This is a genomic window from Rahnella sp. PAMC25559 (assembly GCF_050632365.1).
Lineage (GTDB): Bacteria > Pseudomonadota > Gammaproteobacteria > Enterobacterales > Enterobacteriaceae > Rahnella > Rahnella rivi.
Genome location: NZ_CP192543.1, coordinates 2,691,577 through 2,707,359 on the forward strand (window position 1 = coordinate 2,691,577; position 15,783 = coordinate 2,707,359).

Annotated in this window: 14 protein-coding genes; 5 read left to right on the forward strand and 9 right to left on the reverse strand. The window is 53.2% G+C overall.

Features of this window, described 5'->3' with window-relative positions; translation table 11 throughout:
* The first annotated feature begins 89 nt into the window (after positions 1 to 89).
* On the forward strand, positions 90 to 1,985 hold the full coding sequence (locus tag ACQZQY_RS13805) for a diguanylate cyclase domain-containing protein (protein ID WP_431295802.1): 1,896 nt from the start codon (positions 90 to 92) through the stop codon (positions 1,983 to 1,985).
* Positions 1,986 to 1,998: 13 nt separating this feature from the next.
* Here ACQZQY_RS13805 and ACQZQY_RS13810 read toward each other — a convergent pair whose 3' ends face one another.
* The 8 genes from ACQZQY_RS13810 to sapA form a co-directional block, all read right to left on the reverse strand.
* Positions 1,999 to 2,556 (reverse strand): serine acetyltransferase, encoded by a 558-nt coding sequence (locus tag ACQZQY_RS13810; RefSeq protein WP_056773675.1) that lies wholly within the window; start codon positions 2,554 to 2,556, stop codon positions 1,999 to 2,001.
* Between the two features lie 130 nt (positions 2,557 to 2,686).
* Positions 2,687 to 4,198, reverse strand: coding sequence for a dipeptide/tripeptide permease DtpA (gene dtpA / locus ACQZQY_RS13815; RefSeq protein ID WP_056773678.1), 1,512 nt, complete (start codon positions 4,196 to 4,198; stop codon positions 2,687 to 2,689).
* A gap of 587 nt (positions 4,199 to 4,785) precedes the next feature.
* Positions 4,786 to 5,988 carry a CMD domain-containing protein gene (locus ACQZQY_RS13820; RefSeq protein WP_056773681.1) on the reverse strand — a complete coding sequence of 401 codons (1,203 nt, stop codon included), beginning with the start codon at positions 5,986 to 5,988 and terminating at the stop codon, positions 4,786 to 4,788.
* Between the two features lie 221 nt (positions 5,989 to 6,209).
* The gene (gene sapF / locus ACQZQY_RS13825; protein WP_056773684.1) at positions 6,210 to 7,025 is read right to left on the reverse strand and encodes a putrescine export ABC transporter ATP-binding protein SapF; all 816 of its coding nucleotides are present in this window, start codon (positions 7,023 to 7,025) and stop codon (positions 6,210 to 6,212) included.
* Positions 7,025 to 8,017: a putrescine export ABC transporter ATP-binding protein SapD gene (sapD, locus tag ACQZQY_RS13830; protein WP_056773685.1), complete on the reverse strand. Its 993-nt coding sequence runs from the start codon at positions 8,015 to 8,017 to the stop codon at positions 7,025 to 7,027. Before sapD ends, sapF begins: the two co-directional genes overlap by 1 nt.
* Entirely contained in the window at positions 8,017 to 8,907 is an 891-nt protein-coding gene (gene sapC, locus ACQZQY_RS13835) for a putrescine export ABC transporter permease SapC (protein WP_122095575.1), read from the reverse strand. The genes sapD and sapC overlap by 1 nt, the downstream gene beginning before the upstream one ends.
* A complete protein-coding gene (gene sapB / locus ACQZQY_RS13840; RefSeq protein WP_056773694.1) occupies positions 8,894 to 9,859 on the reverse strand; it encodes a putrescine export ABC transporter permease SapB in 966 nt (321 codons plus the stop codon). The genes sapC and sapB overlap by 14 nt, the downstream gene beginning before the upstream one ends.
* A complete protein-coding gene (sapA, locus tag ACQZQY_RS13845; protein WP_136374799.1) occupies positions 9,856 to 11,520 on the reverse strand; it encodes an ABC transporter substrate-binding protein SapA in 1,665 nt (554 codons plus the stop codon). The genes sapB and sapA overlap by 4 nt, the downstream gene beginning before the upstream one ends.
* 218 nt (positions 11,521 to 11,738) lie before the next feature.
* Between sapA and zigA the strand changes: the two genes are divergently transcribed.
* Positions 11,739 to 12,926, forward strand: a complete 1,188-nt coding sequence (zigA, locus tag ACQZQY_RS13850; RefSeq protein WP_431295803.1) for a zinc metallochaperone GTPase ZigA — start codon at positions 11,739 to 11,741, stop codon at positions 12,924 to 12,926.
* A 225-nt stretch (positions 12,927 to 13,151) separates the two neighbouring features.
* Here zigA and pspF read toward each other — a convergent pair whose 3' ends face one another.
* Positions 13,152 to 14,156 (reverse strand): phage shock protein operon transcriptional activator, encoded by a 1,005-nt coding sequence (pspF, locus tag ACQZQY_RS13855; protein ID WP_431295804.1) that lies wholly within the window; start codon positions 14,154 to 14,156, stop codon positions 13,152 to 13,154.
* Between the two features lie 233 nt (positions 14,157 to 14,389).
* On the opposite strand from pspF, the gene pspA reads away from it, so the two are divergent.
* The 3 genes from pspA (at position 14,390) to pspC (ending at position 15,744) form a co-directional block, all read left to right on the forward strand.
* Positions 14,390 to 15,061: a phage shock protein PspA gene (gene pspA / locus ACQZQY_RS13860; RefSeq protein WP_056773707.1), complete on the forward strand. Its 672-nt coding sequence runs from the start codon at positions 14,390 to 14,392 to the stop codon at positions 15,059 to 15,061.
* A gap of 96 nt (positions 15,062 to 15,157) precedes the next feature.
* Positions 15,158 to 15,385: an envelope stress response membrane protein PspB gene (pspB, locus tag ACQZQY_RS13865; protein WP_056773709.1), complete on the forward strand. Its 228-nt coding sequence runs from the start codon at positions 15,158 to 15,160 to the stop codon at positions 15,383 to 15,385.
* Positions 15,385 to 15,744, forward strand: coding sequence for an envelope stress response membrane protein PspC (gene pspC / locus ACQZQY_RS13870; protein WP_136377376.1), 360 nt, complete (start codon positions 15,385 to 15,387; stop codon positions 15,742 to 15,744). The genes pspB and pspC overlap by 1 nt, the downstream gene beginning before the upstream one ends.
* Positions 15,745 to 15,783 lie beyond the last annotated feature (39 nt).

The window sequence follows — 15,783 nt, forward strand, 5'->3', positions numbered from 1 at the left end:
TGCCTGCACGTGGCGGAATCAGCGCCGAATTTTGAGGCAAACGCAGTAGACTTGTTGAGATGTCCAACGGTAATGACTGAGAGTCCATTATGTTAGTCCCTCAACAGGCAGTAGATGAACAGGCGCGTCTGACGATACTGGCGTCACTGGGCATACTGGATACGCCCAGGATCGAGGAGATAGACCGCATTACGCGTATGGCGGCCCGGCAGTTTCAGGCTAAGGCGGTTTTAGTCTCGCTGATTGATTCGGACCGGCAGTGGTTTCTCTCCCAAACTGGCCTCAATATTAATCAGTCTCCCCGCGACACCTCTTTTTGCGGTCACACCATTCTTGAAGCAGGGCCGTTAATTGTCAGAGATGCCCGGCTTGATCTGCGGTTTCACGACAATCCCCTGGTCTGCGGCGACCCGCACATTGTGTTTTATGCAGGATGCGCGCTGCATTCCAAAGAAGGTGTTGCACTTGGCGCATTCTGTCTGCTGGATGACCAGCCCCGCGAGTGGAGTGATGAAGATCAGCAAACTTTGCTGGATATGACCGCGCTGGTCCAAAGCTACATTCTGCATCTCGAAAACCGCCAGTACACCGCGACCGTGGAAGATAATCTGGCAAAAAGCGAAGCCCTGTTTGAGCAAACATTTGCCCACGCTGCCGTGGGATTCTCACTCGTTGCGCTCGACTGGCGCTGGCTGCGCATTAATCCGCAGGTCTGCAACATGCTCGGCTATGCGGAGTTTCAGCTGCGCGCCTGTCTGTTGCATGACGTGACGCACGCCGACGACGCCTATGCCGAAAACATCCTTATCCCGCGATTACTGTCGGGTGAAATCAACAGTTTCAGCGTCGAAAAACTCCTGCAACGTGCCAATGGCAGCACCCTTTGGGTCACCCTGACGGCGTCGCTGGTGCGCAATGCGGCGGGGGAAGCGCATCACTACATCGTGGTCATCAGCGACATTACCGAACGCAAACACATCGAACAGGCACTGTACTCCCTGCAGGGCGATCTTGAGCGCCGCGTTGCTGCGCGCACCGTCGAACTGCAGGTCGCGATGGATCAGCTGCATCAGGAGATTGCCCGGCGCCTGACGCGCGAAAGAGAACTGACCGAAAGTAAAAATCGTCTGCGCGCCATCACCGATAATATCCCCGCGCTTATCTGTCACGTGGACGCCAGCGAGCAATACACCTTTGTGAATCATTTTCATGCCAACTGGTATGGCGTGGAGGAGGAGAAGGTCAGAGGTCGACAGGTGCGTGATGTGGTGGGCTACGCAAGTTATCAGATCATTCAGCCCTACATCAGGCAGGTTTTGCAGGGCATGACGGTCAGTTATGAGATCGAATTGCCGGATAATTCGGGGTTTGGCATGGGGGGCGTACTGCATACCACGCTTATTCCCTGCGACGATGTCCGTAACGGTTACTACGGCCTTTCCACCGACATTACCGAGATAAAAAAACTTCAGGCGCAACTGGAGTTCGAAGCCAATCATGATTCACTGACCGGGCTGCCAAACCGCCGGGCGTTTCAGCAGTCACTGATGTATGCCGCAAAACAACAAGAAAAAGCAGATAAAGACATCGCATTGCTCTTTTTAGATATTGATAATTTTAAAGCTTACAACGACACCTACGGGCACGAATTTGGCGACCTGGTGCTTAAGTTTTTCGCAGACACCCTGCGAAACAATTTGCGTTCGCAAGATATCGTCGCGCGACTGGCGGGCGATGAATTCACCGTTTTACTCAGCCACCTGGGCAACAGCGAAAATGATGTCAGCCGCATCTGTCTTGGGCTGATAAGCGCCCTCACAACCATCGAAAAAATCGCCGGCGTGCCGGTCGCATTGTCTGCCAGCATCGGCGTCTCCATCGGGCGTGCGCGTCAGCCTATGATGCCCGACACGCTGATGGCACGCGCAGATGCCGCCATGTATCGCGCCAAGCAGGGCGGGAAAGGGCGTTATTATCTGGGCTGACTGAAAGCGCGATTTACTCTGTTCTGACAATGATCTTATTGGTTTTTTCGGTATAGCAAACGACATCATCCGGAATGCTTTTATTGATAAAAGACATCGCACCAATCACAACATTATTACCAATCGTGATGTCGTTTCCAATAATGCAGCAGTTCGCGCCAATATCGACATTATCGCCAATGGTCAGGAGCACGCCCTCCACATCATCTTTGATTCCAATCGTCGTATTTTGCCGGATGCGGACATTTTTCCCTATGTTGCAATAGGGATTAATCACGATACCTGTGAAATGGGGCAGCCTGATCCCTTCACCAATTTGCGTACCCAGCATAATTTCAATGTTGTATTTTTTGATGAGGGAAAAGTTGATCTTCCGCGCACGGCTTTTACAAAAATGGCTGTCGGTTGAGTACAAGTAACTCGCGATCCTCCACCAAAAAATGTATCTGTGCTTAGGCTGTTTAATGCATCGCAGGATGATACGTCGCCATGAGAACGACTTTTTGTTTTTGAGGATATCAGCAGCTAAACAGCGCGTGAGTTGTTCATATTTGGTGTAACGGTTGCTCATCAGAAAGGGCCATGTCCACAGGAATAAACTTACACAATCCTAACACAATGAAGACCTTTGCTAAATTAGCACCAAAAAAAACGCCTCCCAAAGGAGGCGCTCTGTAACCATCATCAAATGCTTTCTGTGATTATTGCGCAGAAGCCAGATCAGGTTGTTTTTCGTCAGTGTCACGATCCAGTGTCATGCGGTGCAGCTTAGACGCGGTGATCAGCATCAGCACGGCAATGACGGCGGTCGCCATACCAATCTGCAGGAACACATGGCTGTAAATGGCCAGCGAAGCGTGCGCATCCTGAATGTCGGAAGGAACGGCGGTCAGGTTAGCCACGTAGCCTGCAATAATCGCAGCGGCTGCGGTCGTCAGGAACCATGCGCCCATGATAAAGCCCATCAGACGTTGTGGAACCAGCTGTGCCACCATGGCCAGACCGAGGCCAGAAATCATCAGCTCACCGATACTCTGCAATGCGTAGCTCAGTACCAGCCAGTTAACAGACACAATGCCGTTTTCGTTAGCCAGGCTCGCCCCCCACGGCAGGACCAGGAACGCACCGGAACACAGCACCATACCGATAGCAAACTTGTGCGGCATTGGCATACGGTCACCCACTTTGGTGTAAACCGCAGCCAGCAGCGGGCTGGCAACCATGATCCAGAACGGGTTCAGCGCCTGGAACTGCTCAGGCTGGAAGCTGATACCCAGCAGGTCATGACCGACGTTATGAATTGCAAAGAAGTTCAGAGACGTTGGCATCTGGCTGTACAGCACGAAGAACACCACAGCTTCCATCATCAGCAGGAAAGCCACGATCATTTTGCGGCGTGCAATGCCTTTCATCGCGAACGTTTCTTTCGCAAAAACAATGATGATGCCGACAGAAACCACACCCAGAACCATACGTGCGATGGTTTGGTTATGCAGCAACCAGCTTGAAATGAACACCAGCGCGACAACACCCACCAGCACCATCAACAGTTTCTGGAACTGTAAAGGTTCGAAATCCGGTTTTGAACCCTGACGTTTTACCCATTTGCGGCAGAACAGGAAGTTCACGATAGTGATAAGCATCCCGACCACGCTCAGAGAAAACGCCACGCTCCAGCCGTATTTGGCTGCCAGCCAAGGCGTTGCCAGCATTGAGAAGAATGAACCAATGTTGACGGACATGTAATACATGGTGAATGCGCCATCAAGACGCGGGTCATCTTTTGCATAGCAGGTAGAAAGCAATGAGGATGGATTTGCTTTAAACAAGCCGCTGCCGACGGCGATGGTCGCCATACCCAGATAAACCCAGAACACTTCGTGGCCGGAATAGGCAACGAATGAATAACCTAACGCCAGAACAATCGCGCCCAGCACGATCACGCGTTTTGAACCGAGCACTTTATCGCCCAACCAGCCGCCGATGGCCACGAAGCCGTAGACCAGCGCACTGAATGACGAGAACAGGGTAATGGAGTCAGCTTCACTCAGGCCAAGCATTTTGACCAGGTAAACCGCCATGATCCCTTGCAGGCCGTAGTAACCGAAACGTTCCCACAGTTCGATGGAGAAGATCAGATAAAACGCTTTAGGTTGTTTGAAGGCGTTCAGACTCACGCTTTCATTGTTTGGTGTTTTGTTTGCAGTTGACACTCGTACCTCTGTTTATTCCTTCCGGCCGTATGGCGGAAACGCATAAGTGGCGCGAAATAAGCACCCTTTGCATTGTTATAAGATGGGGATGACGGCAGGTAATGTTCACTATCTACGTAAATGAGGCAAGGAGTTTGACATATTCCGTTACATATAACTTATCCGACCTGATTAAACTGTGTTCGAAATGTTATGCAGAATTAACGTTTATGTTTTTGAAATAGGCAACGCGAATATGTTGTATGAATATTCATCTTCAAAGGCATATAAGTTTAATTTTTCCATCGATATCAATGATGGTTTAAATCACTCATTCATCGTGAATAAACAGTGAATAAACCCGGTTAATTTGCAGTTTGTGGCATTTTATTCATTCTTAGTGCGTTCAAAAATCAGCGTTTAAAACGACAACAGGGGGAATGTGATCTACTTCTCGTTTTAACACTAAATTTCCGATTGAAAATAAGATTAGTACGACTTAGGGAGGTTAAACGGCGAGGGTGTTTACATTTGATGTCTCAGGCAGGGGGAAATCCTGCCGGAGTTGACGAATAAAGCATCACTAGGAAAGCGGGTGATTTAGCCGATCATTTGCTCAGCGTATCGCCAAGCGTCTGAATCAGTCGATTCGACCAGCTGAACAGCGCCGTGGTCAGCAATATATCCAGAGATTGTGTTGCGGTATAGCCGGCGTCAGACAAACCGTGCAGCAGACGCGCATCGAAACGTTCCGGTGTACGGGTCAGCGCAATGACACTTTCCAGCAATGCTGCTTCTGCACTGCCCGCCTGTTGTTGTGACACCGCATCCACAATGTCATCACGGTGAGTCGCCTCAAACAACTGTTCGATTAATTCCGGCTTGCCTTCGGCTTCCAGATACAAACGCCCGTGTATGCCCGCGCAGTACAGGCACCCGTTCAGCTCTGACGTAGCCACAGCGGCCAGTTCGCGCCAGGCTGCTTTCGGACGTTCGCCCGCCTGCATGATGTTATTGAACACCGCCGAGAATTCGCTCAGTGCATCGGCATTGTGAACCAGCAGCGTGTAAAACGAAGAGGAGCGCGCATCGGGTGCAATCAGATCCAGCACATCCTGCTGATGCTGGCTGGCGCTTTCAGGCGCGACTTCCGGCAGCCGTGATGTCCATTGCAACATCGCCAGTGAAAAGCCCTTTTGCTCACAACCTTCAGGGGAAGGGAAACCCGGCAAAACGGCGGCTGCGCGGCCGCGTAACCCGTTTAAAATAGCCAGCACTCTCGCCTGATAACTTACAAAACCGATCAGTTGCGTAAAGGTGACAATATCCTGCGTGCTCAGGCCAATATCATTGAGCTGTTTCAGCATTGGCGCGGTGATTAACGTCGGCTGGGTGGCAAGTAATCGCGCGAACTGGGTGATGTGAGTCTGGCGGATGTTACTTTCACGAGAGGCGTCCGGGCTGGAGAGCGGGGCGAGGCGGGCGGCGTAATGGCTACAAAGTGGCTGTACGCCGCTGACCTGTGCCACGGTGAGCGCACTGCTCAGGCGGTCATATAATGAAAGCGTTTCAGTGCGCGACACGCGCAGGCTGTGCGGAAAAAGCACATCGTAACACGCTCGTGAGGCGTTCAGCAGCCCCTGACGTTCGTTGATCAAGGCGCGCAGCGTAGGGTCCAGTTGTGCATCCAGCCCAAGCAAGAAGCGATCCTGAGCCAACGCAGCATGCGGATCGAGCGGCAGATAACCCTGCTGGCTGCATTGTGTCTCGTGATACCAGCCGCTGTGCGCGGCCTTGCGTTGTTGTTCCATGATCGGGTCCTTTGCATCAGGCAAATTAACAGACCCTATCGTTGCCTATCCTGGTGTCGAGATAAAATAATGTTAAGCGATAAATCATAGCGAAAAGGAATAGATAAACGCAGAAATGCCAGCTAAATCTATTTATGACGAATATTTGTACCGCAATGGCTAAAAAAAACGGCATCAGATACCTGACACCGTTTTTTCACAAACACGCCTGATGAGATTTATCAGCGTCCGTTTCCGTCACGCCGCCAGGCGTCGGCGGTCAGCGCTTCACCAAAGTGGCTGGAAATCAGTCGCTTTGTGAGATCGTGCAGCGGTGCTGCCAGCACTTCCGCGGTATTACCACGCTCAACCACTTCCCCTTCATGCATCACCAACACCTGATCGCTGATGTGTTTCATCATGCCGAGATGCTGTGTCACGTAGATATACGAGATCCCCTGTTTTTCCTGTAATTCGAGCATCATGTTGATGACTTGAGATCGCATCGACATATCAAGCGATGCCAGGGCTTCATCGGCCACAATGACTTTAGGTTGCAGGATCAACGCGCGGGCGAGGGCGACGCTCTGCTTTTGCCCGGAGGCCAGCATATGCGGATAATAGTTAGCGTGGTCTGGCAGCATCCCCACCAGACGTAACGTCTGGTTAATGCGCTGCTCCCGTTGCTGGGCATCCATTTCGCTGTTCAGGCGAAGCGGGGCTTCAAGTAACTGGCCGATACGCTGACGCGGATTGAGTGACGTGCTCGGATCCTGAAAAATCATGCGGATTTGCTGGCTGCGAAAACGGTAGTCACGAAATGCCAGAGGATGATCGTCAATCAGAATCTCACCGCCGCTCGGTTCCACCATGCCGGAAAGCATTTTCGCCAGCGTCGATTTACCCGAGCCGTTTTCACCGATAATCGCCAGCGTCTGTTTTTCCCGCAGTGTAAAGCTGACAGGTTTTACCGCCTCAAGATTCATTTTTCTGAACAGCCCGGTGCGATAGCGGAACGTTTTGCTCAGGTTACGCACTTCGAGGAAAGTTTCGGCCATTATTGCTCCTCCATGTTCAGCGGGAAGTGGCACGCATAAGCATGGGTTTTCGCCAGGCGCAGACGGGGAGTTTCAATGCATTTTTTCTGTGCATAAGGGCAGCGCGGCCCCAGACGGCATCCGATGGGCAGATGCTCAAGCGAAGGGATCGCGCCGGGCAGGGTATTCAGACGACTTTTGTGGGGCAGCGAGCGACCAAAGTCAGGCATCGCGCGGATCAGCGCCTGCGTATAAGGGTGGTGAGGTGTTGCCAGCAGATCTTCGCAGGTGGCGCTTTCGACGGTCTGCCCGCAGTAAAGCACGTTAATGCGGTTTGCCCATTTGCTCATCATTTGCAGGTCATGGCTTATCAGCAAAATGGTGGTGTTATTGTTCTGATTCAGCCGCGCCAGCAGGCGGAAAATCTGTGCCTGCGTGGTCGGCTCCATGGCATTGGTCGGCTCATCGGCAATCAGCAAACGTGGCTGATTCGCCAGCGCAATAGCAATCATCACTTTCTGGCATTCACCCTCAGTCAGTTCATAAGGATAACTGGCCATGATGTCTTTATGATCTTTGATGCCGACGCGATGCAGCAGCTCGATGGCCCGGTATTTACGCCAGCGAAAACGCTGATACCAGCGGCCTTTATAGGTCCAGCCGGGGATCGCCTGAATCAGCTGGCGTCCGATATTCTCGGAAGGGTCCAGACAGGACTGCGGCTCCTGAAAAATCATCGAGACGTTTTGCCCCACCAGCTTGCGGCGTTCGCGCGGTGTCAGTTGCAACAGATCGATATCGTCAAAGCGCATCCGGTCAGCCGTTACCCGCCAGTTATCTTTGGTCACGCCACAGATGGCTTTGGCGATCAGGCTTTTGCCAGAACCCGATTCTCCCACCAGGCCGCGGATTTCCCCGGCGCTGAGCGTCATGCTGACGCGGTCGACGGCTTTAACCGGCCCTTCTGAGGTCATAAATTCGATGGTCAGATTGCGGATATCAAGTAATGGCATTATTCCACTCCCGCATTGATCGCCCGACGCACACCGTCACCCAGCAGGTTAATCAGCAATACGCTGATAAGAATAGCGGCCCCCGGCAGCATCACTGTCCACGGCGCGACGTACACCAGTTCGAGCGAATCACCGAGCATAGCGCCCCATTCCGGCGAAGGCAGCTGCGCGCCCAAATCGAGAAAACCGAGCGCGGCGATATCCAGAATTGCCATCGACAGCGCGCGGGTAAACTCGGTTGCCAGTACGGCCACAATGTTGGGCAGCACCGCGTAACGCAGAATTTGCCAGGTCGAGGCACCGTCGAGGCGCACGGCGACAACGTACTCTTTCTCCAGCTCATCATGCACCGCGCTGTAAATGGTGCGGGAAATACGCGGCAACAATGCCAGCCAAACGGCCAGCATTGCGTGCTCGAGTTTAGGGCCGATAAAAGCCACCACAACAATCGCCAGCAATAAAGAAGGAATGGATAAAAGTGTGTCGAGAATATGGTTAAGAATGGCGGATTTCAGCCCGCGGGAGATCCCCGCCAGAACACCGATAATCACGCCGCACAGAGAGGCCGCCAGCGTAATCACCAGCGCACCGCCGATGGTCGGTGCCGCCCCGGTGAGGATGCGGCTCAGTAAATCGCGCCCCAGATCATCTGTGCCGAGGAAGAAAGAGACATTGCCGTAGCGTGACCAGGATGGCGGCAGTAACTGATACCCTAAAAATTGCTGATCCAGCGCGTAAGGAGCCAGAAAGTGCCCGAAAACACACAGGAACAGCAACCCGATAACGCCATAGAAACCAATCATCGACAATGTGTCGCGATAGAAAATTCCCCACGTGTGACGCAGCGGGCTGGGTACCTGTTTTTCGCGGTATACGTTATCGAAGGGCATACCATTCCTTATGTTTCAATGGATTCATCAGCGCACCCAGAATGTCTGAGAACACGTTAACCACAATGACCAGCGATCCGACCACCATCACGCCGGCGGAGATCGCCGCGTAATCCTGCTGGCGGATGGCGTTAATCAGCCAGCGCCCGATGCCCGGCCAGTTAAAGACCACTTCGGTGATCATCGCCAGCGTCAGCATGGTGGAGAATTGTAAACCGAGTTTGGGAATGATCGGCGGCAATGCATTGTGCAGCACATGGCGGCGGATAATCGTGAAGCGTGATAATCCCCGCGTCGCGGCGGCTTTCACATAGTTTTTTGTCAGGATCTCGTCGGTTGAAATCCGCATCAGACGGACCACTTCTGTGGTGGGCGCCACCGCCAGCGCGGCGATCGGTAAAACCATATGACGAATGGCACTGACAATCATTTCATGACGATACGGAGAATCAGACAGCCAGGCGTCGATAAGCGTCAGGCCGGTGACGGTTTTCAACTCATATAACAGATCCAGCCGTCCGGACACTGGCAGCCAGCCAAGCTGTAGCGAGAAGAACAGCATCAGCAACACGGCCAGCCAGAATACGGGGATGGAGAAGCCGAGCAGGGCGAGACTGCTGATCGCGATGTCCGGCCATTTTCCGCGCATTACGCCTGCGAGAATGCCGAACGGAATGCCAACCAGCAGTGCCAGGGCAAAGGCCAGCACACAAAGTTCCATGGTCGCCGGGAACACTGCTCTGAGCTGGTAGCGGATGCTTTCACCATTAATGCTGGAAACGCCAAAGTCCAGCTGGCATAAGCTGGTGAAGTAAAAATGGTAGGCATCCCATAATGACGCCCCGCGCAGCGGTGCGTTTGGGGTGAAATAGCTCAGGCTGAAGGCCACCAGACTGAGAAAAAACAGCGTAACCAGCAGCAAAAGAACGCGACGTAACGTGAAGATGATCATGGTGCTTTCCTTCCTTCGTCATCGCGAAAGACACCGGCAAACGACGAGTTGCCGAACGGGCTCAAAACCAGCCCTTTGATGTCATAACGGTAAGCCTGAAGGCGCAGGGAAGAGGCCAGCGGCAGCACCGGGAGTTGCTGCTCAAGAATTTTTTGCGCCTGCTGATAAAACTCAATGCGTTGCGAAAGCTGCTGGGAAAGCAGGCCCTGACGCAGCAGTTCATCAAACGCCGGGTCACACCAGTGAGCATAGTTGGTCTGTGAAGGGATCGCCGCACAGCTGAGCATCGGCCTGAAGAAACTGTCGGGGTCATTACTGTCGGTGGACCAGCCGGTCAGGGTCAGATCGTGATTCATCTCCATCAGCTTGGCTTCCTGAAAACGTCCCTCGACCGGCACGATGATCACTCTAATCCCCACCTGTGCAAGGTCTGCCTGTAACAGTTCGGCGGTTTTAAGCGGGCTCGGGTTAAACGACTGCGAGGCGGTCGGCACCCATAAATGCAGGGTCAGCTTTTCCTGCCCTAAATCTTTGAGGATTTTCTGCGCTTTCTTCGGATTGTATTCCGTCACCTGCGCGTTGCTGTCATACGCCCACGACGCGCGCGGCAAAATAGAGGCAGCGGTTTCCGCTGTGCCGTAATAGATCGACTGCATCAGGCGTTGATTGTTAATAGATAACGCAACCGCCTGGCGGATCCGCGGATCGTTAAGCGGTGCTTTATTCGTATTGAAGGCCAGATACGCCACGTTCATACCGGGGCGCAGCGACAGGCGCAAACGCGGATCTTCACGCAGAATCGACAACTGGCTGGCGGCAGGATAGGCCAGCACGTCGCATTCACCGGTCAGGAGTTTGGATAAACGCCCGGTGCCGCCAACGCCCATATCGATCACCACCTGCGCCATGCGCGGTTTACCTTTCCAGTATTGCCCGTTACGCATCAGACGCACGTACTGTCCGGTACGGTATTCACCGAGCTGGAACGGACCGGTGCCCACCGGCTGGCGGTCGATCTCTTCTTCATTGCCTGCTTTTTGCAGACTGGCCGCATATTCCGCAGAGAGTACCGGCGCGTAGTGCGTCGCCAGGTGCCAGAGGAAAGAGGCGTCCGGATTGTTCAGGCGAAACTCAACCGTTGAGTCGTCAATTTTTTTGATGCTTTTGATGGTTTTGGCGAATTGCAGGCTGTCGAAGTAGGGATAATCTTCACCGTTGACGCCGTGATAGTGATTGTTCGGATCAATGATGCGCTGGAAGCTGAAGACCACGTCATCGGCATTCATTTTGCGGGAAGGCGCGAACCAGCCTGTCTGCTGGAAAGGCACGTCTTTACGCAGATGGAAGCGGTACGTCGCGCCGCCGTCAAGAACTTCCCAGCTCTGCGCCAGCTCAGGGATAAGACGATAGGTGTAGGGGTCAACATCCAGCAGGCGGTCATACAATTGTGCTGCGAGCGTATCAATGATCAGCCCGCTGCTGGCTTTCTGCGGGTTGAACGTATTGATCATGCCGTTGACACAATAGACAAAGCCACTCTGGCGAATATCTTTCACCGGCGCAGTGATGACCGGCGCGCTGGCGGGTGTTGGGGCAGTCTCAGCAAACACTGCTGTGGACAAACCGCTCAGTAAAAGCATCCACAAGGTTAGACGACGCATAAAGGCTTCAAAGTTAAGGTGCAATGCCTTAAGTGTACCGTACTCTGCGAGGTACCCCAATCCATTGCGCGAAACACCGCGTATTCCTGCGGCACATCGCGCAAATTTTATGCGGATAAAAATAAAACCCTTGAAGCTGGACTGATATTGTTATGTTATAATATAACAATAATCGCAGGCGAAGTATTCCTGCACTCTCCTTCGATAAGAGGTTAACGATGTCCTTACTTCCCGTTACCGTGCTGTCCGGTTTTCTTGGCGCGGGCAAAACCACCGTACTTAATCACATTCTTAATAACCGGCAGGGCATGCGCGTGGCGGTGATCGTCAACGACATGAGCGAAGTGAATATCGATGCCGCGCTGGTCGCCAACGAAATTACTCTCGACCGCCAGCAGGAAAAACTGGTGGAAATGAGCAATGGCTGCATCTGCTGCACGCTGCGCGAAGATCTGCTGATTTCGGTGCGCGAACTGGCGCAGGCGGGGCGGTTTGACTATCTGCTGATTGAGTCGAGCGGTATCTCGGAGCCGCTGCCGGTAGCGGAAACCTTCACTTTTGAAGATGAAAACGGCGAAAGTTTGTCGCAGTTTGCCCGGCTGGATACGCTGGTCACCGTGGTCGATGGCGTCAATTTTATGCAGCAATATCAGGAAGCGCGCAGCGTGCAGGAGGCAGGCGAAAGTCTGGGTGAGGAGGATAACCGCAGCGTGACCGATTTGCTGATCGACCAGATAGAGTTTTGCGACGTTCTGCTGGTGAGTAAAACCGACATGCTCGACAGTCAGCAGCAGCGGGAAGTTATCGCGTTGCTGAAAAGCCTCAATCCGGACGCGCACATACTTCCGGTTTCGCCAGGCAGTCTGCCGCTGGAAAGCGTGCTCAATACGGGGCGTTTCGATTTCGCTAAAGCGCAGCGGGCACCCGGCTGGCTGAAAGAGCTGCGTGGCGAGCACACGCCGGAGACTGAGGAATACGGTATCAGCAGCTTTGTTTACAGCGCCCGCAGGCCGTTTGATCCGGATAAGTTTTACCGCGTGGTGCACGGCGACTGGGGCGGTGGCAATCTGCTGCGTTCAAAAGGCTTTTTCTGGCTGGCGACGCGGCCACGATTCGCCGGGCAGTGGAGTCAGGCGGGGGGAATTGCCCACTACGGCATGGCGGGTATTTTCTGGCGCGCCCTGCCGGAAAGCGACTGGCCGCAGGATGAGGAAACGCGCGAACAGATCATGGAGAAATGGGTGGAACCGTTCGGCGACATGCGCCAGGAGCTGGTGTTTATTGGTCAGTATCTCGATAAGGCGGAGATTATCCGCCAGCTGGATGCGTGCCTGTTAAGTGAAGAACAGATGGCAGAGGGCATCGATAACTGGATGGCAATGGCCGATCCGTTCCCTGAATGGTAATCCTTAAGGAGGTTAAGGTTGTTCAATAAGTAGCCATAATGACGTTGTGGTAATGAGAAAAATTCTCAACAAAGTGCTTTACAGACGATACTGAGAACCATTATCATTCTTTTCACCGGACGAGAGGTGTCCCGCCAGGGGCGTTAATCGCGAGGTACGACATTGCTCACATTGCTTCCAGAATGACTTAGCCAGCTCGGGTGCTGGCTTTTTTTTGTCTGAAATTCAGTCACTTTCCTGCGCATTTACCTGTATTTCATGCTTCTTCAACATGCCGCGTAACTGATGATAAGTGACGTTCAGTAATTCAGCCGCCTTGCGCTGGTTGAAACGTGCCTGCCGCAGTGCCTGCTCGATCAGATTTTTTTCCTGACCGGTCACCCATTGTTTTAAATCCAGCGGTAAGGCCGGCAGCGCCGGGTTATCAGCGGGCGTCTCCGGTTTTTCCGTAGCGGTGCGTTGTGCGAAAGGATTGAGAATAATGTTGTCGAGCGGAAACTCGCTGGTGCCGTGGCGGTACATCGAGCGTTCGACGACGTTTTTAAGCTCACGGATATTTCCCGGCCAGCGATAACGCATCAGCGTGTCATGCGCATGTTCAGTGAAACCGGGAAACAACGGCAGTGAGAGTTCGCGGCACATCTGAATGGCAAAATGTTCGGCCAGTAACATGATGTCCTGCTGGCGCTCACGCAGCGGCGGCAACTGAACCACGTCGAAAGCCAGACGGTCGAGCAGGTCGGCGCGGAATTTTCCTGCTTCAGCCAGCGCAGGTAAATCATCATTCGTTGCGCACACCAGCCGCACATCCACTTGCAACGGCTGGCTGCCGCCGACGCGCTCCAGATGGCCGTATTCAATCACGCGCAGCAGTTTTTCCTGCACCAGCATCGGCGCGGTCGCCAGCTCATCGAGGAACAGCGTTCCGCCGTCGGCGCGCTCAAAGCGGCCCAGATGGCGTTTCTGCGCGCCGGTAAATGCCCCAGCCTCGTGGCCGAACAACTCGGAATCCAGCAGGTTTTCATTCAGTGCCGCACAGTTAAGAGAAATAAACGGCCCCTGCCAGCGCGGGGACAGATAATGCAGACGATGCGCGATCAGTTCTTTACCGCTGCCGCGTTCGCCGGTGACCAGAACCGGTTTGTTCAGCTTTGCCAGTTGTGACACCTGTTCCAGCACTTCGATGAAGGCGTTGGCTTCGCCAAGTAAATTGTCTGTGTTATCCGTCATTTGGTCTTCCTTGCGTGGTGAAACACACTAACACTTAGTGAAAATCATCATTTTGAAAAATAAGCATAGCAGAGTCGTCATTAAAAAATTCAATTTATTCATGAAGATAAAGATTTTAAAAAGTTGGCACGGATCCTGATATAGGTTTATCGCCGCAGCTGAAAAATTTCCTGCGGATTTGACCGGTAATCATTTGGCCGGAAACCAAACAGAATCAAAGAGGAATTTCGATTATGGGTATTTTTTCTCGCTTCGCTGACATCATTAACGCCAACATCAACACGCTGCTGGATAAAGCAGAAGACCCGCAAAAACTGGTTCGTCTGATGATTCAGGAAATGGAAGACACGCTGGTTGAGTTACGTTCGACCTCCGCCCGTGCGCTGGCAGAAAAGAAACAGCTGATCCGCCGCATCGATCAGGGCGAGTCTCAGCAGGCCGAATGGCAGGACAAAGCCGAGCTGGCGCTGCGTAAAGGAAAAGACGATCTGGCGCGTGCTGCGCTGATTGAAAAACAGAAACTCTCCGATCTGGTCATTGTGCTGAAAAACGAAGTGACCGTCGTGGAAGAAACGCTGGATCGCATGAAGTCAGAAATTGGCGAGCTGGAAAGCAAACTGACCGAAACCCGTGCCCGTCAGCAGGCGCTGACTCTGCGCCATCAGGCCGCGTCATCTTCCCGTGACGTTCGCCGTCAGCTGGACAGCGGTAAAATTGATGAAGCGATGGCGCGTTTTGAGCAGTTTGAACGCCGCATCGATCACATGGAAGCCGAGGCTGAAACGGTCGGTATTGGCAAAAAGAAATCGCTGGATCAGGAATTCGCCGAACTGAAAGCCGACGATGAAATCAGCGCACAGATCGCTGCCCTGAAAGCTAAAATGAACGGTAGCCAGGACGCATAATTGCGCATTGCACCGTTGATGAACCTGCCTGCGGGCGGGTTCACACTGCAGGACAAACGCCTTAACCGGCACAAAAAAGACTCATAAGGAGAGACAATGAGCTTCCTGTTTTTAGCTATTCCGCTGACCATTTTCGTTTTATTCGTGGCGCCCGTGTGGTTGTGGCTTCACTACAGCAATCGCCAGCAAAATGGCACTCAGCTCAGTCAGCATGAGATGCAAAATCTCTCCAGCCTGACGCAAGATGCGCAGCGCATGCGTGAACGTATTCAGGCGCTGGAAGAAATTCTGGATTCCGAACATCCGGGCTGGAGGCAATCATAATGACGAGCCGAATGTCAGAACGAAAACTCTACCGCGTACCGGAAGAGGGCGTGATAAAAGGCGTCCTTGCCGGTCTGGCGCACTACCTGGGCGTACCGGTAAAACTGCTGCGGATCATGGCGGTGCTGTCGATTTTCTTCGGCCTGTTTATGTTCACCGTGGTGGCTTACATCATTCTCAGTTACGTGCTGGATCCGGTACCCGCCAGTGAGTTCGACGGTGAAGCGGCACCCTCGCCACGGACGTTGCTGCAGGAGGCCGATCGTGAGCTGAAAGCCAGCGAACAGCGCTTGCGTCAGGTTGAACGCTACGTCACCTCGGAAACCTTCGGCGTACGCAGCCGTTTCCGTCAGCTGTAAAGAACGCTTCTGGCCGCCGGACGTCGCGCCGGTTGCCAC